The 22550-nt window shown below is 51.9% G+C and carries 21 protein-coding genes and 2 pseudogenes; 8 read left to right on the top strand and 15 right to left on the bottom strand.

Going from position 1 to position 22550, the window contains the following annotated elements:
* Positions 1–109: 109 nt before the first annotated feature.
* The 3 genes from yidZ to MKS11_RS22645 form a co-directional block, all read right to left on the bottom strand.
* Positions 110–1069 carry an HTH-type transcriptional regulator YidZ gene (yidZ, locus tag MKS11_RS22655; RefSeq protein ID WP_004202291.1) on the bottom strand — a complete coding sequence of 320 codons (960 nt, stop codon included), beginning with the start codon at positions 1067–1069 and terminating at the stop codon, positions 110–112.
* On the bottom strand, positions 1038–2222 hold the full coding sequence (locus tag MKS11_RS22650) for an MFS transporter (RefSeq protein ID WP_032456771.1): 1185 nt from the start codon (positions 2220–2222) through the stop codon (positions 1038–1040). The genes yidZ and MKS11_RS22650 overlap by 32 nt, the downstream gene beginning before the upstream one ends.
* 99 nt (positions 2223–2321) lie before the next feature.
* Positions 2322–2741, bottom strand: a complete 420-nt coding sequence (locus MKS11_RS22645) for a GNAT family N-acetyltransferase (protein ID WP_004202289.1) — start codon at positions 2739–2741, stop codon at positions 2322–2324.
* 492 nt (positions 2742–3233) lie between these two features.
* Between MKS11_RS22645 and MKS11_RS22640 the strand changes: the two are divergent.
* The 4 genes and pseudogenes from MKS11_RS22640 to MKS11_RS22625 all read left to right on the top strand — a co-directional run.
* Positions 3234–3353 (top strand): annotated as a pseudogene (locus MKS11_RS22640) (ash family protein); the annotation flags it as partial.
* An 83-nt stretch (positions 3354–3436) separates the two neighbouring features.
* A complete protein-coding gene (locus MKS11_RS22635) occupies positions 3437–3640 on the top strand; it encodes a hypothetical protein (protein WP_087771387.1) in 204 nt (67 codons plus the stop codon).
* 311 nt (positions 3641–3951) lie between these two features.
* Complete coding sequence (locus tag MKS11_RS22630; protein ID WP_131091157.1) at positions 3952–4416, top strand: RNase A-like domain-containing protein; 465 nt, start codon at positions 3952–3954, stop codon at positions 4414–4416.
* A gap of 4 nt (positions 4417–4420) precedes the next feature.
* On the top strand, positions 4421–5206 hold the full coding sequence (locus MKS11_RS22625) for a contact-dependent growth inhibition system immunity protein (protein ID WP_284109705.1): 786 nt from the start codon (positions 4421–4423) through the stop codon (positions 5204–5206).
* Positions 5207–5338: 132 nt separating this feature from the next.
* Here MKS11_RS22625 and MKS11_RS22620 read toward each other — a convergent pair whose 3' ends face one another.
* The 12 genes and pseudogenes from MKS11_RS22620 to rpmH form a co-directional block, all read right to left on the bottom strand.
* Positions 5339–6391, bottom strand: a complete 1053-nt coding sequence (locus MKS11_RS22620) for a helicase RepA family protein (protein ID WP_101865671.1) — start codon at positions 6389–6391, stop codon at positions 5339–5341.
* 2 nt (positions 6392–6393) lie between these two features.
* A complete protein-coding gene (locus tag MKS11_RS22615; RefSeq protein WP_227523480.1) occupies positions 6394–6729 on the bottom strand; it encodes a toprim domain-containing protein in 336 nt (111 codons plus the stop codon).
* 79 nt (positions 6730–6808) lie between these two features.
* A pseudogene (locus tag MKS11_RS22610) lies at positions 6809–6961 on the bottom strand (phage integrase N-terminal domain-containing protein); the annotation flags it as partial.
* A gap of 896 nt (positions 6962–7857) precedes the next feature.
* Positions 7858–8490 (bottom strand): dCTP deaminase, encoded by a 633-nt coding sequence (dcd, locus tag MKS11_RS22605; RefSeq protein ID WP_077255460.1) that lies wholly within the window; start codon positions 8488–8490, stop codon positions 7858–7860.
* Entirely contained in the window at positions 8487–9398 is a 912-nt protein-coding gene (locus tag MKS11_RS22600) for a hypothetical protein (protein WP_284109704.1), read from the bottom strand. Before MKS11_RS22600 ends, dcd begins: the two co-directional genes overlap by 4 nt.
* A 183-nt stretch (positions 9399–9581) precedes the next feature.
* Positions 9582–9887 (bottom strand): hypothetical protein, encoded by a 306-nt coding sequence (locus tag MKS11_RS22595; RefSeq protein WP_032433711.1) that lies wholly within the window; start codon positions 9885–9887, stop codon positions 9582–9584.
* Between the two features lie 341 nt (positions 9888–10228).
* Positions 10229–11455 (bottom strand): integrase arm-type DNA-binding domain-containing protein, encoded by a 1227-nt coding sequence (locus MKS11_RS22590; protein ID WP_071557795.1) that lies wholly within the window; start codon positions 11453–11455, stop codon positions 10229–10231.
* Between the two features lie 320 nt (positions 11456–11775).
* Positions 11776–13140, bottom strand: a complete 1365-nt coding sequence (gene mnmE / locus MKS11_RS22585; protein ID WP_021313053.1) for a tRNA uridine-5-carboxymethylaminomethyl(34) synthesis GTPase MnmE — start codon at positions 13138–13140, stop codon at positions 11776–11778.
* Positions 13141–13262: 122 nt separating this feature from the next.
* The gene (yidC, locus tag MKS11_RS22580; protein WP_087771382.1) at positions 13263–14909 is read right to left on the bottom strand and encodes a membrane protein insertase YidC; all 1647 of its coding nucleotides are present in this window, start codon (positions 14907–14909) and stop codon (positions 13263–13265) included.
* Positions 14910–14911: 2 nt separating this feature from the next.
* Positions 14912–15169 (bottom strand): membrane protein insertion efficiency factor YidD, encoded by a 258-nt coding sequence (gene yidD / locus MKS11_RS22575; protein WP_004151536.1) that lies wholly within the window; start codon positions 15167–15169, stop codon positions 14912–14914.
* Entirely contained in the window at positions 15133–15492 is a 360-nt protein-coding gene (rnpA, locus tag MKS11_RS22570) for a ribonuclease P protein component (protein ID WP_004151535.1), read from the bottom strand. Before rnpA ends, yidD begins: the two co-directional genes overlap by 37 nt.
* Positions 15493–15507: 15 nt before the next feature.
* A complete protein-coding gene (rpmH, locus tag MKS11_RS22565) occupies positions 15508–15648 on the bottom strand; it encodes a 50S ribosomal protein L34 (protein WP_000831330.1) in 141 nt (46 codons plus the stop codon).
* A 621-nt stretch (positions 15649–16269) separates the two neighbouring features.
* On the opposite strand from rpmH, the gene dnaA reads away from it, so the two are divergent.
* The 4 genes from dnaA (at position 16270) to gyrB (ending at position 22443) form a co-directional block, all read left to right on the top strand.
* Positions 16270–17673 carry a chromosomal replication initiator protein DnaA gene (gene dnaA / locus MKS11_RS22560; RefSeq protein ID WP_004202285.1) on the top strand — a complete coding sequence of 468 codons (1404 nt, stop codon included), beginning with the start codon at positions 16270–16272 and terminating at the stop codon, positions 17671–17673.
* A gap of 4 nt (positions 17674–17677) precedes the next feature.
* The gene (dnaN, locus tag MKS11_RS22555; RefSeq protein WP_004145090.1) at positions 17678–18778 is read left to right on the top strand and encodes a DNA polymerase III subunit beta; all 1101 of its coding nucleotides are present in this window, start codon (positions 17678–17680) and stop codon (positions 18776–18778) included.
* Positions 18779–18926: 148 nt separating this feature from the next.
* On the top strand, positions 18927–20000 hold the full coding sequence (recF, locus tag MKS11_RS22550) for a DNA replication/repair protein RecF (RefSeq protein WP_004202283.1): 1074 nt from the start codon (positions 18927–18929) through the stop codon (positions 19998–20000).
* Between the two features lie 28 nt (positions 20001–20028).
* The gene (gene gyrB / locus MKS11_RS22545; RefSeq protein ID WP_060656538.1) at positions 20029–22443 is read left to right on the top strand and encodes a DNA topoisomerase (ATP-hydrolyzing) subunit B; all 2415 of its coding nucleotides are present in this window, start codon (positions 20029–20031) and stop codon (positions 22441–22443) included.
* Positions 22444–22550: the final 107 nt, after the last annotated feature.

Here is a 22550-nt window from a genome sequence, read left to right as displayed (position 1 = left end):
TCGCCTGGTATTAACAGGTTTTAATGCCGAAATCCCCCCTTGAAAAGGGAATTTGTTTGGATTTTACAAATTATTGCGCAAATAAGGTGCTACGGACACGAAACAAAGCTTACAGCGTACCGGAATAGAGCGCTTTCAACGTATCTCTAAGCCAGACAAGCTTCGGGTTGTAGCTGTTGCGTTTATGCCATAGCAAGGTGAAGGGGACGCGAAGCTTTTCCAGATGCTGCGGCTCTAGCGGCAGCGGCCGGGAGACCAGCGGTAGCTGATGCTGCTGATTATAGTGCTGGCAGTAGCGTGGCGCGGTGGCCAGCATGGTGTGCTGCGGTTGAGCCGCCATAAAGAGGGATTGCTCAAACCCCGGCACGGTCAGCGCCACATTACGCTTATGCCCCAGCTCCTGCAGCACGTCGTCCAGCGCCCAGGTATCGCGTTGTTCCCAGCAGATGGTGATATGCGGATAGCGTAAGAATGCCGCCAGATCCCACTCCTCCCTGAGCGCCGGATGATCGGCGCGCAGCCAGACCTGCGGCAGGTCGGTGAACAGCACATCAAAATCGATATACCACGGCAGCAGGCTCAGCAGCTCCCGCGACTGCGGATGGCTTTCGCGTCCGCAGAAGCCGATATCCACCTCGCCGCGGATGATGGCGTCCAGGGAGTCGTAGTCCCAGTTGCGCAAACGAATCAATGCCTGCGGGTAGCGCTGATAGATGCGCTGGGAGAGGGTGTTAAACAGGATCATCAGCAACGGCGTTTCCGCCGCCAGCTCGAACTTGAGGCCGCTCGGCATGGTGTGGTGCGGTTTATCGAGGATCTGGTTGCCCATCTGCATCCAGTCCGCCAGATCCTGCTCCATGCTGCTGACCAGCGGTGTAGGCGCCAGGCCCAGCGGCGTTTTGACAAACAGCGGATCGTCAAACCAGGCGCGCAGCTTGGCCAGCGACTTGCTCACCGCCGAGGGCGAAACGTTCATCCGCTTCGCCGTACGGGTGACGCTGAGCTCCTGGGTCAGGAGCTGCAGGCAGAGCAGTAAATTAAGATCGAGACTCGAAAGCGGCTTCTTCATTGTGTTGCGCAACCCGCGGCGGAGTGGCGACCAGTAGCAGAACAAGACTCACTATGCTACAGGCAATGAGTATCCCGATCAGCATATTCATTGCGCTGAGTCCGATGATGGCGGCGAGCCAAATCCACAGCGACGAACCGCACACCTGCGCGATGCCGAGTACCGAGCTGGCGACACCGGCGCGCAGCGTGAATGGCCCCAGGGCCTGGCTCATTGCGACGCCGAAGCCGACGGAGAAGCCGGCGCAAATCATGCCCAGCCCGACCAGGGTGACGACCTGCTGGGTGGCGAGGCTCAGCGCCACGCCTGCCGCCAGGAACAGCAGCTGCGAGGTTATCATCAGGGTGCGTGGTTTAAACAGCGACAGGGCGAACGGCGTCGAGAAGGAGACCGCCATGCTGACCATCGCCATCAGCGCCATCGTCATGGAATAGGTGCCGCGATCGAACCCCATCTCCTCCATCATCAGTACCGGCGAGACGTTCACGTAGGTGAGGATCGCCGTCACGCTGAGGGTGGTGATGAGAATGCGGCTGAGGAAAAAGCGGTTCAACAGCGATTCGCCCGCGCCATGCTGCGGCATAGCCGTCTGCGCAGGCGCCGTCGGACGCGTCTCGCGCAGGATAAATACCGCCAGCAAACCCACTGTTACCCCCATGCCGATCATGGTGTAGAACAGACTCTGCCACGGGTATTTCAGCATGATCAGGTGGCCGAGCACCGGCGCCAGCACGGGGATGATGCAGGTAATGCCGTTGAGCAACGACAGCACTTTGGCCCGTCGACGGTCGTTCAGCGTATCGCGCAGAATAGCGAAAGCCACCACGTAGCAGCAGCCGGCGCCGATCCCCTGGATAAAGCGTCCGGTAAGGAAGTGGCTGCTGGTGTGCGCCTGCGCGCAGAGCAGGGAGGCGATAACAAAGATCGCCGCCCCCACCATGGCGACAGGCTTACGCCCCGAGCGGTCGGCGATACGGCCAGCAAACAGCATCGCGGAGGCCATTCCGGCCAGATAGACCGAGAAGGCGATATGTAATTGCGCCTCGCTGGCTCCCAGATCCTGAGCAATACGCGGCAGGCCGACGAGATACATATCGATGCCGGAGGGATAGAGCAGAACCAGGGCAAAGCTGCAGAGAAGAAAGCGTGTCATGAGATCCTCGCGATGTGAATGGCGTTCAGCATAGTGAGGAACGTCCCGCAAGACGAGTTGCCATTTGGACAACGCTATTTTCCTGGCAGGAAACGCGAACTAGCGGCCCCGGCATCGCCACACGCGGGCCATCCCTTCGCTTTCCGGCCGAACGCTTTCGAAGCCAAACTTCGCGTACAGCTCCGGAACATCCGCCACCAGCGTAACGTAGGCGCCGTCAAAGGCGTTAGCGTCCAGCCAGGCAACCAGCTTCTCCATCACCAGCCGGCCAAGGCCCTTTCCCTGGTGAGCCGGATCGACGGCGACGTCGACAATGTCGAAATTAATTGCGCCGTCGCCGACGATGCGCCCCATGGCGATAGGCGTCTCCTGCCAGAGGATATGTACGCCATAACAGCTGCGCGGCAGCCCGGCTCTGGCGCCTTCCAGGGGGCGCGGCGACATACCCGCTACCTCTCGCAGGTGGCAAAACGCTTCGGCGGAGGGCACCTTCTCGATCACGGTATATTCAACGGTCATGCTTTAGTCTCGTGGTTAAGGGGAGATAAAAGTAGAGAACGTTGCGCCGCAAAGGGCAAGAAAAAACCCGCATTAACGCGGCGTTAATGCGGGTGATACGAAGCTTGAAAATCGAGCTAACTCGTTAATCTATCAGCGATACGTTACCTTGAATACATGGCTATGGGCACATTCAAGGACACAAAAAACAAATAGCTGGTGGAACCACGGTTAAAACCATCACCCTATGAGGACTTAGGGGAGTTCAGCTTTTATTTGCAGATGTTCCCGTAATGGCAATAGCTTTTGTCAATGAATCGAGCCTCCTGAATAACTGAGCGGACGATTTTATGCAGTGCGCATAGCCCTCTGTTATGAGGTGATAAGCATAGTTTTTGCGTACTGACTTGCGCTATAGTCCCCACGTTGCGGCAAAACCGCAACCGGAATTGGCGTTCCGAATTATCACGAGTGTCGGTAGCGATGTTTGCAGTGCTACTGGCGCGGCCTGCGCTCGCCCCTTCAATGGTGGCTCAGGCAGGGGCTTCGAAAGAAGCACCGGGTCGTGATAACCGGTACGCCAACCCTGTCTGGGTCACCACCAGTGAGCCTGGCGTCTCCGGTGGTGGCGTTAACCTGCTTATCACGAAGCGGAGCGCTGCGTATGTGTCCTGTCCCTGAATATCCCTTTGCACCAGCCTCCGCCGGAGGTATCTATGAAAATCACCGTAGAACAACCCTCAGCCAGAGAACTGGTTGATCGCTCGCGAGTCCTGGTGCATGTGATGCTTGAGCATCCTGACGATATCGGCCCGAATTATGCATTGCTTCTCATCCTTGCCTACCAGCTACAGCTGTTAAGAGATGCTTTTGAAGAAGATGAGGTGAGACGGCTTAGAGACGAGAAATTACCTCAGTAATTCTTACAGCAACCACAGCATCAGGGACAGATGTTGTGGTTGATTCCCCACCTGCTTTTTCTTGGCTGGCTCCCCCATATTCTCTGAAGTGAATTCCATGGTCACAGTAATGGCGCGGGGTGAAAGGGCATCCCCCATCTTTCGCTGGTTGAGGTGAACAATGTGGGGGAGACCTCAAAAATTTTTATAATTTGAAGTGTGCTTTTATAGTTTATGGTGTATTTTCATACTTATCTAACATAAATCCTTTCCTGCAGATTTGGTTTTTTTGCGCATAGACTTGTGCTGCAAAGTTATCACAGAGGGTAATTATGTCTTCTTTAGCTTCTGATTCACAACTTGAAAAAATTTTTCCGACACAAATTCCAATTATTCTATCTCAGCATGAGAAAGAAAAAGATGGAAAAACGGGTGGGCATACAATAGCTAGACACGTTGGCAAAAGTATTGCTGAGTTGCGCAGTAGGTTAGCACAATCAACACGATTGAAATCAATTTCTACTTTCGATGATTTAAATCTTGCTGAATTTGCATCCACTGAATGGTTTGGTTGTTATTTAGAAGATTTTAAAAAATGGTTGAATAAACCTGCCAAATATGAAGCTAGGTTTTCTAAAGAAGTGGATATTCCACAAAAAATTGGTGTTGCAGTTAAAAGTGATGATGCTACTGTAGTTCATGAAACTAATAGAATCAATCTTACAATGATAGTCAAACAGCATAATAACATGCCACATTATATTCTTACTGCATTTCCTGTCTTGAAAAAGGTTTAGAACTATGGAAAATAAACATGAGATTTTCTTTAATTTTATAAGGTCCTACTTTAATCAAGACACTGTATATGAGTTAGAGACGGATGAGCTTGAGCCTATATTGGATCTTTATTTATCTGAAGTTAATCAGGATGGTGTTAAAGAGTTATTTATAGATATTTCTGACTTCCTCTTAGATAATAAACTCAATGATCTCGATTCTTTCTTTCAAACGGAGTTTCACTCTTATCTTGATCTTACTCCTTTTAATGGTTTTTTGTTTCTTCTTATAGATAAATATAGTGAAAAATATTTATCACTAGATATTGCGAAACATACTAATAATGTCTTCAAAATACGTCAAAAAAGCCCTCTCTCACTTGTATCAAGAAGAAAAAAGCGTGCTTTTTCTTTTTTACCAAGTATAGCTGCATATGGTGACTCAGTTAAAACAAGATATACGCCAAGGAGTAGAGTTACTCGCATGCAACAAGCAAAGGGGCGTTGGATAGAAAGTATTACTATAAAAGAACATGGCTTTGTTTATGGTGAAGTTCAGGATAACATTTCAGGGAGGCTTATAGAAGCGAAAGTTGAGGTTAAGTCTAAAAGTTCTGATAATCATTTTGGTGTCTTTAATGTTAAGGGAAGGTCAAATCTAAATTCAAAGTTTAAGAGAAAAGGTCGAGGTGGTGTGCAAAGATACACACCAATAAAAACAACTACAAAAATTGAAGCCGAAAATAAAAAGCTTTTTAAAAAGTTGAGAGAAACTCTCTTAGCAACTGATTTGACAGTTTTTAGAACTTAAATTTATCTGTAAGGTTTTTTATTATTGGTTGGAGTTATGAGTTTCTGTCATAAAATTCTAGTAGGTTAGGTTTTTAATATATATTTTATTTGTTTGAAGAGTCGAGGTGTACTGAGAGTATATGATTGAAAGTTAAGAATTCTGATTGGAAAGTTTGATCTGTTCTCCATCGAGCACAATCAGTTGCTCGCGCAGCAACTTCTCCAGCCAGCGCGAAAATTTCTTCTCGACGTTAATTCCCTTTGCGCGTAGATCGTCGCGCAAGAGCGCGCGGGTACAAGGCTTATTCTGGCTGATGCGTTGGTTAACACAGCGCCATAACGCCGTATGGTTGCGGGTGATATGAGGTACGCCGGGTGGTATGCCACTACTCAGTAAGTCATCGTCAGGTTGCCGGGGCTCGTCATTCAGCACCAGTGAAGTCACTGGTTCGCCATCACTATCGGTATAGATAACAACTTCCTCAAGATCGTAGGCGGTGACCTCCGGCATCTCCGCATCTTTCATCTTTGTACAACTCAGGGTGATAGCGTTGTGACGTCCCTCGCGCCTGACGTTAAACTCGGCATCCAGCGCGGCCTGAAAAGCACTTGAACCGCGTGCGCCCCGTTCCTGATCCTTACCCGAGTGATGAACGATCATCATCGCTGCGTGCGTATGATACCGAATGGCGTCGCAACCCTGGATAAATGCGCCCATATCCCGCGCGGTGTTTTCATCTGAGTTACCAAAGCAGCGGGCAAGCGTATCGAGGATGATCAGCCGTACCGGCATTCCGGTCATGTTCTGAATGTCCTTCGCCGCCAGGATTACCTGTTCGATGCTTCCTGGTGCGGCTGGAAAGATCGGGCAGTCGACGCGAAACAGGTTATCGAGGGCCATCTCGTCATGAACGCTGAGTTCCCAGGCGCGGATCCGCCGCGATACACCGGTTCCTCCTTCTCCGGCGATAAACAACACGGCACCCTGATTGACTCGTATTCCGCCCCATGACGTACCGCTGGCAATATGGCACGCCAGCGATACTGCCAGAAAGGATTTAAAAGAGCCGCCGGGGCCGTAAATACTGCACAGCGCCCCGGCGGGAATGAGTCCTTTAACCAGATAATCCTGACTGGTGTTAAACCCTTCCGAGCCCCGGCGCAGCGGAAGGGAGGTGGTAAGAGTACGGTCTGATGCTTTCATGACTACGACCTGAGATTTGCAGGAAGTTGCTGGTTGAACACAATCCGGGAAATGGATTCACCGTAGTGACGGTAAAATTCATCCCAGTCGCTCAATGTGGTGTCTGCAGGGAGAACCACACAGCCCTTCACTACCTCGGCAGCGGCGGTTGCATTCAGCAACCCGGTATTTTTCTCCTGACTGCAATCATTATCGCCAGCCAGGATAAGGTGGCATTCAGGCCACTGCGCCCGGAAAGTGATGGCCACATTTTTCAGGTTGTGCGCCGACAGGGCAGCAACGACTAGAAAATAATGAAGGCATAAAACCGCAAGCGCGGTTGCATATCCTTCGGTAATGATGATGCTGTCCGGTGCCCAGGGCAGCCATCTCGTTTTGTAGCGTGCGTGGCGTAATTCCTGCTTCCCGTCGTGCCATCACGTAGCTTTCAATATGTGACGATTTCAGATGCTGGAGATCCTGAATCTGGATATTCAGCTTGTGCAGATGCTGGCTTAAACGCCCGGCGATACGGAGGCGATCATGGACTGTTTTAAAACTGCCGCCAGCCAGCAGGGCGAGTTTTTCCATGCGTTTTGTAAGTTTCGACATAGCTGCTCTCCACTCAATTCTCCGACGCGCGGTTGGGCACAGCGTGCTGTGCTGAACGATACCGGTGCGCCGGAGAATGCGCGGATGAGGTATGACGGGGTACGGTGATGCACGAATGCAGCCGCCTGCTCAGGCAGGTATATCCCCACAGGTAAAATAACCTGTCCTCCGGTATCGGTTCGGTAGTGCTGGTTTCTCCTCCTGGTAAGTGAATTTCTGACATCTGTTTGAGTGTCAGCCTGTTTGTTGCAGTGGAATTGCAGGCAGTAGCTGGGTTGAAGCTGATCTGCGCGCTGGCGTCACTTTCACTCGCTTACGCTCTTAAAAGTGACGCCGCGTTTTGCACATTCAGCAGGAAGTACGGACGCAAAGCCTTCGGCAATGCCGTCCGACTTCTCTACAGCGTTCTGTCTGTCGCTACGCTTGCAACAGGGTAGCGATAAACGGTGTGGTCACCTGTATCGAGACAGGAGGTCAGTTTCAGACCACGCTTCGTTCCCTGGTTGACCGGGGGGCTGACCGCCAAAGGCGCTTCTTACAGGTCGCAGTTCGTCTTAGAACAGGAAGCTTTTAGGGGTACTGCTATGAGTTGGGGATAGGGTAGAGCGTGGGGAGGGAGAAAGCTGGGGGAAATTGTTTGTAGGATTTGAATAATTTGTTCTTACGCTGTATTGATAGACAAAAAATGAGATTTGGTGGTAAATAAGAAGAATCTTTATAGTAAGAAAACTATATACGAAAAAATTCAAAGTTGGGGTTTTATGTAAAATACGCGACTTTATTATATTTTTGGATAATATTTATTAACCATCACTACTTAAAAGCCACAGTGTGATGGTTTTTTTGATATAAAAAGAGGTTATCTGTTGATGTTTTTATTTTTTAGCGATTTCATTTTCTCGAATTTGTTCAAGTATAGTTAATTCATTATCACTTTCTGCTGCTGAGACAGTCGGTCTAACATTACCGAAATATTTTCTTTGAGATTCATTGCTTATATATTCACCACCAGTTTCGTTTTGGAATATACGAATCTGGCATATGCGAGAACCGACAATAAGTTCAACAGGGGTATTGCCATGATTAAATAACTCTAAAGATATACAGCCTCTATATCCTGGTTGTATCATGGTATTTAATGAAAGGCCAAGCCTTGTATAACTACTTCGTGATAATACATCAGCATAGCAATTTGGGGGTAAGCTAACATATTCTAATGTTGTTGCTAAAACTACTTGGTGTGGATAAACAATGAACCTATCTCCAAGATCTCGTCTTGTTTCTTGAAAAAATGTTCTGATTGGTTGATGAATTTCATGGTTTTTAGAAGGAAATAATTCTATTGAAGGTTTCCTGGTCATGATGGATACTAAAAAATCGTAGCCAAGTCTAAGATCTATAGTGAAGTTACCAATTTGGTTTATATTTAGAAGAGGTTCAATGAACAATGATTCAGGTTCTGCTGATTCATAATATTGCATCAATTCAGCTTTGCTTAGGAGATTCACTGCGCACTCCATTTCTTAAGTATCATTACGTTTCGAATTGATTTTTCAACCAAATCATTTATGGTTTTTTCTATGGATTCTTTTGATAATCCCTTCCATATGCCTGTCGGATTTTCCCATTCGGTACATAAATACTGCCAGCTACTATTAATAAATGCATGCATTTCATTGTGGTTATTAATTACAAAGGGACGTACATTATCAAAAGTAGTTTTTACATCAAGTAAATTTAAAGGTAATGTTAAGCTGGGGGAAATAATCTTCCCTTGTTTATGTAAGGCTGAAATTACCGCATTAAACATATCAACAACTGGGTTTTTAACATTGTTTAAAAAATCGTTTACAATTTTAATTCGGTTTTCTGTTGATGGATGAGTGTCACTTGCAGGATGAGAACCTGCTAATTTGTATAAGAACTCCACCCCACTTTTTCCAACGAATTGTGCACTGAAAAGATCTGCAAAGAATTCTTTACAATGATTCAGCCAAATAATATCAGGTAATGTAGCCCATTCAACAATTCCCTGGGGTCCCTTCGGGATCGGGAGTGTACCTTGATTAACTGAACGATAGTTGAGAATAGCCAGTTCAGAAATACCTTTACTAAAATCAACAAAATGACCTAGTTCGTGATATAAAGGTGTAGAGCATAGCGGTCGTCTTCTGTACATTTCAGGTAATGAAATCTGAATTAATTCGGCTTCGAAACTAATACCTAAAGTCTGTTCAAGTAAATCATATGATTGTTTGCTTACAGATCTGAAATAAAATCCATGCATATCTGGCGATAGGGCTGTAGTAATAAGTGTTTCTTCACTTATCCACTTTTTACAGGCGTCATTTAAGCAATAAACAATCTCATAGGGTATTTTTTTTTGTGGTGCTACCAGTGAAAAAGTTAACTGCATTAGTGATGAAAAAAGTACATTCTGTAATTATTTCATCAGCAATTGTCCCATGTTTTTCATATAACTTATCTACTGCTTCTTGAAGAACAGAAAGATACTTATGCATATCTTTAGAAAAGTAGGGAGATTCTGATATCTCCCTTAGTTTATTCCGAACTAATATAAGCTGTGTGAATGCTAGCATTAAATGTGCTCTAATACATTTCGGGCCATTGTTGGTTCTAACATATCTTCGCTAGTTACTCTGGTTAGCACCTGGGCGAGAGCCTGAGTATGTTGTATTTCAACTGCTAGCGAGATGGATTCTCTATGATTAGGAATCTGTAGCTGATCACCTCTATCTACAGTCAAAGTTGAAGCTTCTCTAATTACTTCATAAACCCTTGATTTTAGCTGCTGTGAAACTTCTTGCTGAGAAGCTATAAGTTGAAGCACCGTTTTTATGAGCTTCAAAGAATCAGAAGTTTGCTGAGGAACCGCATAGAGCATAACTCCCCCTTTCCTTATCTGTAACCGCCTTCTCTAGTTGTAACGATGTTACTGCGTAGGCGGGTTTTAGTTTGTTTTAATATATATAGTATCTAAAGTTGTTTTATGACACTATATATGGTGTTTTCGTTATGAGTTAAAGACACAAAAGCTCTGTTTTAACAGAGCTTTTGTGTCTTTAACTTGACCTTTTTCTATACGGAGTGTATGTCAAGCTTAATCCATAATCAAGTTGCTGCGGTGCTTTATTGAGGGATACAGGATAGAGATCATGTAAAGTCCTAACAATAGTAGTCACTTGTTTGGGATTGCATTTAAACTTTATTCCGTTTTGGAATTAATCAAAAAACTGTTTTAGTTTCATAAGCCTTCCCAAACTTCCCGATAACCACCTTCCGCCCCTCCTCAATCTGCGCATCAACAAAGTCCGCCCAGGACTGAAGCATCTCCCGGCGCTGATTCAGGTATTCCGCACGATTGTAGACACCGCGAACGCCGCCGATCTTATGCGCCAGGCATTTCTCCACCCAGTCTGAGTTGTAGCCTTGCTCATGGAGCAATGTGCTGGCAGTACGCCGGAAGTCATGAATAACAAAATCCCTGACGTTCAGATCCAACGTACGCACCGCGCAGTTAAGCGTTGTTTTGGAGATCGGGCGTCGGTGGTCGTTTCGGCTGGGGAAGACGTAAGGGGAATCTCCGGCCAGAAATTTTAGCTCTTCGAACATCGCCAGCGCCTGCTTTGACAGCGGAACAATATGCGGGTTATCCATCTTCATTCTTTCGCCGGGTATATGCCATTCCAGCGCATTGAAGTTAACTTCACTCCATGTCGCTTCAATCATCTCCGATTTACGCACCATGCAGATGATCAGCAGGTGCAAAGCCAGCTTGTGGCGTCGGTTCATATTAGAGGTGTAGATCCCCCGTAGCAGGATGCCGATCTCTTCTGCGGTTAGCGCCACATCGCGGCTTGTTGCTTGTGCGATATAACGGGCCTCGATAGCGGCTGCCGGGTTGTTGAATATGATTCCCCTGGAAATCGCATAGGCCAGCATGCGTTTAAGCACGTTTCGCGTCAGTAGCGCGACGTGATCGGAACCTCGTTGCTTGATGCGGTCGAGCACGACCTGAATGTGGGCAGTTGTGAGTTCTTCGAGTTCCAGCTTCCCGAGGATGGGAATGATGTCCTTCTCGATAACGCGAGTGATGTTGCGCGGATCGCGGTTACTTTTTTCAACGATATCGGTCAGCCAGCGTTTGGCGAATGTTTTGACTGTCGTTGGGTCTTTCTGTTTAAGCTTTTCTTCCTGCTTTTTCTGCGCGGGATTGATGCCATGGGCCACCATTGAGCGGCACTTTTCACGCCAAAGCCGCGCTTCTGCAAGTGAGAAAGCAGGGTATTCGCCCAGCGTGATCTTTTGCGATTTGTTGTCAAAGCGGTAGCGGAAACGCCAGATTTTTCGTCCGGTGGGAAGAACTTCAATCACCAGTCCGTCATGATCGGCAAGTTGCCAGGGGCGGTTTCTGGGGGCAAGTGTGCGTAGTTTGGTATCTGAAAGTGCCATATCTCACCTCTACAGTGTGTCCATGAGCATCCTTTCTAATAGATTGTTTAATATTGGATTATTAACGCCTTCTTTTTCACTGTGTCCATGAGAAGGCAGATTTGAACGTTTTTTATACCGTTTTTTGTGTCCATTTGATGTGATTTTTAGCTCAAAAAATAAACAATGACACGTGAGGGATTTAAAGATGGGCACAATTCAGGACACAAAAATCGCGGATGACCCCGCACGACTATGGACGAGTATGGAAAGTAAAAACCCGCATTAACAGGCAGTTAATGCGGGTTAGTGAACGTTCACGGACGAAGATGGACTAAAATTTACTTACCGATACAGAAGCTGGAGAAGATGCGGCCCAGCAGGTCATCGGAGGTGAACTCCCCGGTGATTTCGCTCAGCGCCTGCTGCGCGAGACGCAGCTCTTCCGCCAGCAGCTCGCCGGCCCAGGCGCCCAGCAGCTGGGCTTTGCCCTGCTGCAGATGGTTCGCCGCCTCTTCCAGCGCCTGCAGATGGCGACGGCGGGCGAGGAAGCCGCCTTCCATATTGGTATCGAAGCCCATGCTCTGCTTGAGGTGGTTACGCAGCACTTCGACGCCTTCGCCGGTGCGTGCCGACAGGCGGATCAGTGAGTGGCCATTTACTTCGCTGATACCCAGCGCTTCGCCGGTGACATCGGCTTTATTACGCACCACGGTAATCGGCAGTTTAGCGGGCAGGCGCTCGATAAAATCTGGCCAGATCTCCGCCGGATCAACGGCGCTGGTGGTGGTGCCATCGACCATAAACAGCACCCGATCGGCCTGGGCAATCTCCTGCCAGGCGCGCTCGATGCCGATACGTTCCACTTCGTCATTGGCGTCGCGCAGGCCTGCGGTATCAATGATATGCAGCGGCATGCCGTCGATATGGATATGCTCGCGCAGCACGTCGCGGGTGGTGCCGGCGATGTCGGTGACGATCGCTGCTTCGCGGCCCGCCAGGGCGTTTAGCAGGCTCGATTTACCGGCATTTGGCCGCCCGGCGATTACCACCTTCATCCCTTCGCGCAGCAGACTGCCCTGACGGGCTTCGGCGCGGACGGCGTCGAGGTCGGCCATCACCTCGTTCAGCTGGGCTTCAATTTTGCCGTCGGAGAGGAAATCAATTTCTTCATCCGGAAAATCAATCGCCGCTTCCACATAGATGCGCAGGTGAGTGAGCGCTTCCACAAGGTGGTTAACCCGCGCGGAGAAGGCCCCCTGCAGTGAGTTCAGCGCCGAGCGCGCCGCCTGTTCTGAGCTGGCGTCGATAAGGTCGGCGATGGCCTCTGCCTGCGCCAGGTCGAGCTTGTCGTTAAGGAACGCGCGCTCAGAGAATTCGCCGGGCCTGGCGATGCGCAGGCCCGGCAGGGTCAGAATACGTTTAAGCAGCAGGTCGAGAATGACCGGGCCGCCGTGGCCCTGCAGCTCAAGCACATCTTCCCCGGTAAAGGAGTTCGGCCCGGGGAACCACAGCGCAATCCCCTGATCCAGCGGCGTACCGTCAACGTCGTTGAACGGCAGGTAGTCGGCATAGCGCGGCTTCGGCAGCTTGCCGAGTACCGCCTGCGCGACGTCGCGCGCTTTGAGGCCGGAGATGCGCAGGATGCCCACACCCCCGCGTCCCGGTGGGGTTGCCTGGGCGACGATAGTGTCGTTATGGCTCATGGTGACTCTCTATGTAGATGTAAAAAAGGCGGTCCATTGACCGCCTTCTCTGGCATTAACGTTACCGTAACTACTCTAAATTATTCAAGTCGCAGATGCGTTGCCTTGAAGAATGAAGAGTATCAGGATTTCTTCTTCTCGCGGCTATGCAGGCCACGCTTCTCCAGACCACGGTAAATCAGCTGCTGCTGAATAATGGTCACCAGGTTGCTGACGATGTAGTACACCACCAGGCCAGACGGGAACCACAGGAAGAACACCGTGAAGATGACCGGCATAAAGGTCATGATCTTCTGCTGCATCGGGTCAGTCACGGTGGTCGGCGACATCTTCTGGATGAAGAACATCGTCGCGCCCATGATGATCGGCAGGATGTAGTACGGGTCCTGAGCAGACAGGTCGTGGATCCACAGGATAAACGGCGCATGACGCAGTTCAACCGAGGCGCTCAGCATGTAGTACAGCGCAAGGAAGATCGGCATCTGAATAATCAGCGGGAAGCAGCCGCCCAGCGGGTTCACTTTCTCCGCTTTATACAGCGCCATCATCTCCTGGCTTTGACGTTGTTTATCGTCGCCCAGACGCTCGCGCATGGCCTGAATCTTCGGCTGCAGCATACGCATCTTCGCCATGGAGGTGTACTGCGCTTTGGTCAGCGGGTACATGATGCCACGAACGATAAAGGTGATGACGATGATCGAGAAGCCCCAGTTGCCGAGGAAGCCGTGGATGAATTTCAGCAGCTTGAACAGCGGTTGGGAGATGAACCACAGCCAGCCGTAGTCGACGGTCAGATCCAGGTGCGGCGCGACGGCAGCCATTTTGTCCTGAATCGCCGGGCCGACCCACAGCGTGCTCTGCAGTTTGTCGGTTTGACCAGGCTGCACCAGTACCGGCTGAGATTTATAGCCGATAGCGACAATGCCGTTGCCGAGGTTGGCGGTGTAGAAGTTATTCGTCCCGTTATTCTGCGGCACCCACGCGGTGGTGAAGTACTGCTGCAGCATGGCAACCCAACCGTTTTTGGTGCTGACGTTCAGGTTTTCATTGTCCAGGATGGTGTCGAATTTGTATTTTTCGTATTTCGAATCCGCGGTGGAGAACGCTGCGCCACGGAAAGTGTGCATCGTGGACAGGCCGCCGGCCTGCGTATCGCGACTGGACGGCAGCGCAGCGGTCTGCTTCAGCTGACCGAAGGTCGAGACTTCCAGCGGTTTCTCGCTGGCGTTCTGCACGCTATAACCCACGTTCACCGCATAATCACCGCGTTTCAGGGTGAAGGTCTTGGTGAAGACGTTGCCGGCTTTGTCGGTATAGGTCAGCGGAATAACGATTTCGTTCTGGCCATCAGCCAGCACAAACGCATCTTTATCAGCGTTATACAGCGGACGCGGGCCGTTAGCCGGGTTATCCGGGCCATCACGGCCGGTTAAACCGCTCTGCGCCTGGTAGATAAACTGTGGCGTGGTTTCCAGTAACTGGAACGGTTCAGTCGATTTCAGCGCTTTCGGGTAAGCCGGAAGCAGCGCTTGCTCAACATCACCACCGCGGGTGTTGATGGTCAGATCAAGCACATCAGTTTTAACCGTAATCAGTTTCCCCTGGCCACTGGCCGGTACGCCCTGGTCGGCGGCGCTACCCGCTGCTGTGGTCGTAGTCTGCGTGGTCTGCTGCTGGGGTTGCGGATTTTTGTCCTGCTCCCAGGCTTGCCAGATCATGAAAGACACGAACAACAAAGCGATGATAAGAAGATTGCGTTGCGAATCCATCGTTAGTGTTCTCTGGTATCAAATGGTCCAGGCGGGACGGGATCGTCACCACCAGGGTGTAAAGGGTGGCATTTTAATACGCGTTTCATCGTCAACCAACTGCCTTTTATCACTCCAAACCTGCGTAAGGCCTCAATTCCGTATTGAGAACAGGTTGGGGTGAAACGACAATGCGGCCCGAGTAGCGGACTAATCAGGCGCTGATAAACTCGAATCAGGCCGATCAGGACCCGCGAGCCAGGCGACAATGGCGGCGCCATAATTTTTCCAACGCTTCCGAGAGAGCACGGTTATCGAGGTCGGCAACCCCTCTTTTCGCCACCACCACGAAATCCATAGGTGGGAGTTCATGTTGACGCAAACGAAAACTTTCACGCGTCAGACGTTTAATCCGATTGCGTTCATGTGCGCGTTTCACGTTTTTCTTGGCGACGGTGAGACCGATGCGGGGATGCCCCAGCGAATTCAGGCGGCCGAGGATGGTGATTTGCGGCGTGCCAGCCCGTTGTGGCTGCTGGAAGACGAAAGTGAAATGACTGGGAGTTAACAAGCGTAACTCCCTGGGAAATGCGAGCTTAACCACGCAGGGTTAGCTTTATTACTTGGAAACGGTCAGACGAGCGCGGCCTTTAGCACGACGACGTGCCAGAACCTGACGACCATTTTTAGTAGCCATACGAGCACGGAAGCCGTGAGAACGGTTGCGCTTCAGTACAGACGGTTGAAAAGTGCGTTTCATGGCGATTTCTACCTAAACTTGAATAAATTCACTGACTTTTGCGTAGACCCGAACGAACTTCGAACGACTTACGCCTCAGCGTGGGTGATTAAAGAGGCCGGATTGTAATAATTGTACACTCCGGAGTCAATTCTCTTTCCTTATTTCTCGCACCTCGTCGCACAAAAAATAAGCTGAGACGTGTGACGAAAACGGGCATTACGCGCCGGGTGGGGGATTATACGGCCTGGCCAGTAAAGCGCAAGGATCCTGAAGGATCTTTGTTAGATCGTTTGCGCCCAAAAGCGGCATAGCTCATTAATTTTTCCAATATGCGGCGGAAATCGTGCTTCACTCCTTCCAGGATCGATTACACTTACCCGGTTTCGATCCTTCCTGTGGATAAATCGGGAAGAATCTGTTGAGAAACACAAGATCTCTTTCTCAGTTTAGGCTATGATCCCCGGTCCCGATCGCGATCCCCGGATCCGCAGCGGGAAATAACCGCAGATAGCGGTTCGCACGTCACCCCTTTTGTGCAGGGGCTTTTCGGCTAATGCAGGGTCTTGTCGACGTGTGCCAACAATCACGATTGTTTCAGTTTTTCTTTGATATCGATTTTATGTTCGAGTGGAGTCCGCCGTGTCACTTTCGCTTTGGCAGCAGTGTCTTGCCCGATTGCAGGATGAGTTACCAGCCACAGAATTCAGCATGTGGATCCGCCCATTGCAGGCGGAACTGAGCGATAACACGCTGGCACTGTATGCGCCAAACCGTTTTGTGCTCGACTGGGTAAGGGACAAATACCTCAATAATATCAATGGACTCCTCAATGATTTTTGCGGTGCGGACGCCCCGCAGCTGCGTTTTGAGGTGGGCGCTAAGCCCACCAGCTCGCTGCAGAAAGGAGCGGTAAGCCCGGCCGCAGCGACTATCCCGGCGGCGCAGGTGCAGACCGCGCGCGTGGCGCCGACGATCGTGCGCCCTGGCTGGGATAATGTCCCGGCGCCAGCGGAGCCGACCTACCGTTCTAACGTTAACGTGAAACACACGTTTGATAACTTCGTCGAAGGTAAATCTAACCAGCTGGCCCGCGCGGCGGCGCGTCAGGTGGCGGATAACCCGGGCGGCGCCTACAACCCCCTGTTCCTTTATGGCGGGACGGGTCTGGGCAAAACCCACCTGCTGCACGCGGTGGGGAACGGTATCGTGGCGCGTAAACCGAACGCCAAAGTGGTCTATATGCACTCGGAGCGTTTCGTTCAGGACATGGTTAAAGCGCTGCAGAACAACGCCATCGAAGAGTTTAAGCGCTACTACCGATCCGTTGACGCCCTGCTGATCGATGACATTCAGTTCTTCGCCAATAAAGAGCGATCCCAGGAAGAGTTTTTCCATACCTTCAATGCCCTGCTGGAGGGTAATCAGCAGATCATTTTGACCTCGGATCGTTATCCCAAAGAGATCAACGGCGTTGAAGATCGTCTGAAATCCCGCTTCGGCTGGGGGCTGACGGTGGCGATCGAGCCGCCGGAGCTGGAAACCCGCGTCGCGATCCTGATGAAAAAAGCCGATGAGAACGATATCCGCCTGCCGGGTGAAGTAGCGTTCTTTATTGCCAAGCGTCTGCGCTCAAACGTGCGTGAGCTGGAGGGGGCGCTGAACCGCGTTATCGCCAACGCCAACTTCACCGGCCGGGCGATCACCATCGATTTCGTGCGCGAAGCGCTGCGCGATTTGCTGGCGCTGCAGGAAAAACTGGTCACCATCGACAATATTCAAAAGACGGTGGCGGAGTACTACAAGATTAAGGTAGCGGATCTGCTGTCCAAACGCCGCTCCCGTTCGGTGGCGCGTCCTCGCCAGATGGCGATGGCGCTGGCCAAAGAGCTGACCAACCACAGCCTGCCGGAAATCGGCGATGCGTTTGGCGGCCGCGACCATACCACCGTGCTGCACGCCTGCCGCAAGATTGAGCAGCTGCGTGAAGAAAGCCACGACATTAAAGAAGATTTTTCCAATTTAATCAGAACATTATCCTCGTGACGCTATGAAATTTACCGTAGAACGTGAACATTTATTAAAACCGCTGCAACAGGTGAGCGGTCCGTTAGGTGGTCGTCCGACGCTGCCCATTCTCGGTAACCTGCTGCTTCAGGTCGCGGACGGCGCGCTGTCGCTGACCGGTACCGATCTTGAAATGGAGATGGTGGCGCGCGTGGCGCTGGTTCAGCCGCACGAAGCGGGCGCCACCACCGTTCCGGCGCGTAAATTCTTTGATATCTGCCGCGGCCTGCCGGAAGGCGCGGAGATCGCGGTGCAGCTGGAAGGCGATCGCATGCTGGTGCGTTCCGGCCGCAGCCGCTTCTCGCTGTCGACCCTGCCCGCTGCCGATTTCCCGAATCTTGACGACTGGCAGAGCGAGGTGGAATTTACCCTGCCGCAGGCGACCATGAAGCGTCTGATCGAAGCGACCCAGTTCTCGATGGCGCACCAGGATGTTCGTTACTACTTAAACGGTATGCTGTTCGAAACCGAAGGCAGCGAACTGCGCACCGTTGCTACCGACGGCCACCGTCTGGCGGTCTGTTCGATGCCGCTGGAAGCGTCGCTGCCGAACCATTCGGTGATCGTGCCGCGTAAAGGAGTGATTGAGCTGATGCGGATGCTCGACGGCGGTGATACGCCGCTGCGCGTGCAGATTGGCAGCAATAACATCCGCGCCCACGTCGGCGATTTTATCTTCACTTCGAAGCTGGTTGATGGCCGTTTCCCGGATTATCGCCGCGTATTGCCGAAAAATCCGGATAAACACCTCGAAGCGGGCTGCGATATTCTGAAGCAGGCTTTTGCCCGCGCGGCGATTCTCTCCAATGAGAAATTCCGCGGCGTGCGGCTGTACGTGAGCGAAAATCAGCTGAAAATCACCGCCAATAACCCGGAGCAGGAAGAAGCGGAAGAGATTCTGGACGTGACCTACGCCGGAACGGAGATGGAGATTGGCTTCAACGTTAGCTACGTGCTGGATGTGCTGAACGCGCTGAAGTGCGAGAATGTACGGATTCTGCTGACGGATTCGGTGTCGAGCGTGCAGATTGAGGATGCGGCTTCGCAATCCGCCGCCTACGTTGTCATGCCTATGCGATTGTAGAATCTGCAAAGGGGCTGGTTTACTTGCCATTTCGCCTTCCGGCAGTGCTCGAAATGCTCACGTACTTCGTGTACGCTCCGCTTTCTGCGCGCTGGCGGTAGACGAACTGGCTGCGACACCCACGCCCCTTGAATGATGACGAGCTGATATGTCGCTATCCCGACTCCTGATCAAAGACTTCCGCAATATTGAACATGCGGATCTCGCTTTATCTCCCGGCTTTAACTTCCTGGTTGGCGCCAACGGCAGCGGCAAAACCAGCGTGCTGGAAGCCATTTACACGCTTGGCCACGGCCGGGCGTTTCGCAGTTTGCAAATTGGCCGGGTGATCCGCCACGAGCAGGATGCGTTTGTTCTGCACGGGCGTTTACAGGGCGAAGAGCGGGAAACCGCCATCGGCCTGACCAAAGACAAACAGGGCGACAGCAAGGTGCGTATCGACGGCACCGACGGACACAAAGTGGCGGAGCTGGCGCACCTGATGCCGATGCAGCTGATTACGCCGGAGGGGTTTACTTTACTCAACGGCGGCCCCAAATACAGAAGAGCATTCCTTGACTGGGGATGCTTTCATAACGAAGCCGGATTCTTCACCGCCTGGAGCAACCTGAAGCGCCTGGTCAAGCAGCGCAACGCCGCGCTGCGTCAGGTCAGCCGCTATGCCCAACTGCGGCCATGGGATCTGGAATTAATCCCGCTGGCGGAGCAGATCAGCCGCTGGCGTGCCGAATACAGCGCCGCTATCGTCGAAGACATGGCGGATACCTGTCAGCAATTTTTACCGGAATTCTCGCTCTCTTTCTCCTTCCAGCGCGGCTGGGAAAAAGAGACCGACTACGCTGAAGTGCTGGAGCGGAATTTCGAGCGCGACAGAATGTTAACCTATACCGCCCACGGCCCACATAAAGCGGATTTCCGTATTCGTGCCGACGGGGCGCCGGTGGAAGATACCTTGTCGCGCGGGCAGCTTAAGCTGCTGATGTGCGCCCTGCGTCTGGCGCAGGGCGAGTTCCTCACCCGCGTCAGCGGGCGGCGCTGCCTGTACCTGATAGATGATTTTGCCTCGGAACTCGATGATGCCCGCCGCGGTCTGTTATCCAGTCGACTGAAAGCGACGCAGTCACAGGTTTTCGTCAGCGCGATCAGCGCTGAGCACGTTATGGACATGTCGGACAAAAATTCGAAGATGTTCCGCGTGGAAAAAGGTAAAATAACGGATTAACCCAAGATTAAATGAGCGAGAAACGTTGATGTCGAATTCTTATGACTCCTCCAGTATCAAAGTCCTGAAAGGGCTGGATGCGGTGCGTAAGCGCCCGGGTATGTATATCGGCGACACGGATGACGGCACCGGTCTGCACCACATGGTATTCGAGGTTGTGGATAACGCTATCGACGAAGCGCTCGCGGGTTACTGCAAAGATATCGTGGTGACCATCCACAGCGATAACTCCGTCTCCGTCCAGGATGACGGCCGCGGCATCCCGACCGGCATTCACCCGGAAGAGGGCGTCTCCGCAGCGGAAGTTATCATGACCGTCCTGCACGCTGGCGGTAAATTTGACGATAACTCCTATAAAGTCTCCGGCGGCCTGCACGGCGTGGGCGTCTCGGTGGTTAACGCCCTGTCGCAGAAGCTGGAGCTGGTTATCCAGCGCGATAACAAAGTGCACAAACAAATGTATGAGCACGGTGTGCCGCAGGCGCCGCTGGCCGTGACCGGCGAGACCGATAAAACCGGCACCATGGTGCGTTTCTGGCCGAGCCTGGAAACCTTCACCAACGTCACCGAGTTTGAATACGATATCCTGGCGAAACGCCTGCGCGAACTGTCGTTCCTGAACTCCGGGGTCTCTATCCGCCTGCGCGATAAGCGCGACGGCAAAGAAGATCATTTCCACTACGAAGGCGGCATCAAGGCGTTCGTTGAGTATCTCAACAAGAACAAAACGCCGATCCATCCGAATATCTTCTATTTCTCTACGGAAAAAGACGGTATCGGTGTGGAAGTGGCCCTGCAGTGGAACGATGGCTTCCAGGAAAACATTTACTGCTTTACCAACAACATTCCGCAGCGTGACGGTGGTACTCACCTTGCCGGCTTCCGCGCGGCGATGACCCGTACCCTCAACGCCTACATGGACAAAGAGGGCTACAGTAAAAAAGCGAAAGTCAGCGCCACCGGCGACGACGCCCGTGAAGGCCTGATCGCCGTGGTATCGGTGAAAGTGCCGGATCCGAAATTCTCCTCGCAGACCAAAGACAAGCTGGTCTCCTCCGAGGTGAAATCGGCGGTTGAGCAGCAGATGAACGAACTGCTGAGCGAATACCTGCTGGAAAACCCGTCCGATGCGAAAATCGTGGTCGGCAAAATTATTGACGCCGCGCGCGCGCGCGAAGCCGCACGTCGTGCCCGTGAGATGACCCGCCGTAAAGGCGCGCTGGATCTGGCTGGCCTGCCGGGCAAACTGGCGGACTGCCAGGAACGCGACCCGGCGCTCTCCGAACTGTACCTGGTGGAAGGGGACTCCGCGGGCGGCTCTGCGAAGCAGGGGCGTAACCGCAAGAATCAGGCGATCCTGCCGCTGAAGGGTAAAATCCTCAACGTTGAGAAAGCCCGCTTCGATAAAATGCTCTCTTCCCAGGAAGTGGCCACGCTGATCACCGCTCTGGGCTGCGGCATCGGGCGCGATGAGTACAACCCGGACAAACTGCGCTATCACAGCATCATCATCATGACCGATGCGGACGTCGACGGCTCGCACATTCGTACCCTGCTGTTGACCTTCTTCTATCGTCAGATGCCGGAGATCGTCGAGCGCGGCCACGTCTATATTGCCCAGCCGCCGCTGTACAAAGTGAAGAAAGGCAAACAGGAACAGTACATTAAAGACGACGAAGCGATGGATCAGTATCAGATCGCTATCGCTCTTGACGGTGCGACCCTGCATACTAACGCCAATGCGCCGGCGCTGGCGGGCGAACCGCTGGAAAAACTGGTTGCCGAGTTTAACGCCACCCAGAAAATGATTGGCCGCATGGAGCGCCGCTTCCCGAAAGCGCTGCTGAAAGAGCTTATCTATCAGCCGACCCTGACCGAGACCGATCTGGCTGACGAACAGAAGGTGACCCGCTGGGTGAACACGCTGGTATCCGAGCTGAATGAGAAAGAGCAGCACGGCAGCCAGTGGAAATTTGATCTCCACGAGAACAAAGAGCTGCAGCATTTTGAACCGGTTATTCGCGTTCGTACCCACGGCGTGGACACCGACTATCCGCTGGATAATGAGTTCATTATGGGGCCGGAATATCGCCGTATCTGTACCCTGGGTGAGAAACTGCGCGGCCTGATGGAAGAAGATGCTTACATCGAGCGCGGCGAACGTCGTCAGCCGGTGGCCAGCTTCGAGCAGGCTCTGGACTGGCTGGTGAAAGAGTCCCGTCGCGGCCTCTCTATCCAGCGCTATAAAGGTCTGGGCGAGATGAACCCGGATCAGCTGTGGGAGACCACCATGGATCCGGACAGCCGCCGCATGCTGCGCGTCACCGTCAAGGATGCCATTGCTGCCGATCAGCTGTTCACCACCCTGATGGGTGATGCGGTTGAACCACGTCGCGCCTTTATCGAAGAAAACGCCCTGAAAGCGGCGAATATCGATATCTAAGCCGTGTGTTCCTGCCCGGGGTAACGGAATGTCTGAGCCCGGTCGCATGGCGCGACCGGGCTTTTTTTGCCAGTAAAAGGGGAATCCTCTGCTGCGGTTCCATCCCC

This window comes from Klebsiella sp. K5-45 (assembly GCF_030128605.1).
GTDB classification, from domain to species: Bacteria; Pseudomonadota; Gammaproteobacteria; order Enterobacterales; family Enterobacteriaceae; genus Klebsiella; species Klebsiella quasipneumoniae.
The sequence above is the reverse complement of the archived record's forward strand: the minus strand, read 5'-3'. Positions and strand labels throughout refer to the sequence as shown.

Excerpts from the sequence above, each read along its gene's own strand:
- MKS11_RS22600 (WP_284109704.1), bottom strand. The coding sequence starts at position 9,398 with ATGCAGTTAACTTTTTCACTGGTAGCACCACAAAAAAAAATACCCTAT.
- dnaN (WP_004145090.1), top strand. The coding sequence starts at position 17,678 with ATGAAATTTACCGTAGAACGTGAACATTTATTAAAACCGCTGCAACAG.
- MKS11_RS22590 (WP_071557795.1), bottom strand. The coding sequence starts at position 11,455 with ATGGCACTTTCAGATACCAAACTACGCACACTTGCCCCCAGAAACCGC.
- MKS11_RS22595 (WP_032433711.1), bottom strand. The coding sequence starts at position 9,887 with ATGCTCTATGCGGTTCCTCAGCAAACTTCTGATTCTTTGAAGCTCATA.
- MKS11_RS22630 (WP_131091157.1), top strand. The coding sequence starts at position 3,952 with ATGTCTTCTTTAGCTTCTGATTCACAACTTGAAAAAATTTTTCCGACA.
- yidD (WP_004151536.1), bottom strand. The coding sequence starts at position 15,169 with ATGGCGCCGCCATTGTCGCCTGGCTCGCGGGTCCTGATCGGCCTGATT.
- yidZ (WP_004202291.1), bottom strand. The coding sequence starts at position 1,069 with ATGAAGAAGCCGCTTTCGAGTCTCGATCTTAATTTACTGCTCTGCCTG.
- MKS11_RS22650 (WP_032456771.1), bottom strand. The coding sequence starts at position 2,222 with ATGACACGCTTTCTTCTCTGCAGCTTTGCCCTGGTTCTGCTCTATCCC.
- MKS11_RS22645 (WP_004202289.1), bottom strand. The coding sequence starts at position 2,741 with ATGACCGTTGAATATACCGTGATCGAGAAGGTGCCCTCCGCCGAAGCG.
- recF (WP_004202283.1), top strand. The coding sequence starts at position 18,927 with ATGTCGCTATCCCGACTCCTGATCAAAGACTTCCGCAATATTGAACAT.
- gyrB (WP_060656538.1), top strand. The coding sequence starts at position 20,029 with ATGTCGAATTCTTATGACTCCTCCAGTATCAAAGTCCTGAAAGGGCTG.
- mnmE (WP_021313053.1), bottom strand. The coding sequence starts at position 13,140 with ATGAGCCATAACGACACTATCGTCGCCCAGGCAACCCCACCGGGACGC.
- MKS11_RS22625 (WP_284109705.1), top strand. The coding sequence starts at position 4,421 with ATGGAAAATAAACATGAGATTTTCTTTAATTTTATAAGGTCCTACTTT.
- yidC (WP_087771382.1), bottom strand. The coding sequence starts at position 14,909 with ATGGATTCGCAACGCAATCTTCTTATCATCGCTTTGTTGTTCGTGTCT.
- MKS11_RS22635 (WP_087771387.1), top strand. The coding sequence starts at position 3,437 with ATGAAAATCACCGTAGAACAACCCTCAGCCAGAGAACTGGTTGATCGC.
- rpmH (WP_000831330.1), bottom strand. The coding sequence starts at position 15,648 with ATGAAACGCACTTTTCAACCGTCTGTACTGAAGCGCAACCGTTCTCAC.
- MKS11_RS22620 (WP_101865671.1), bottom strand. The coding sequence starts at position 6,391 with ATGAAAGCATCAGACCGTACTCTTACCACCTCCCTTCCGCTGCGCCGG.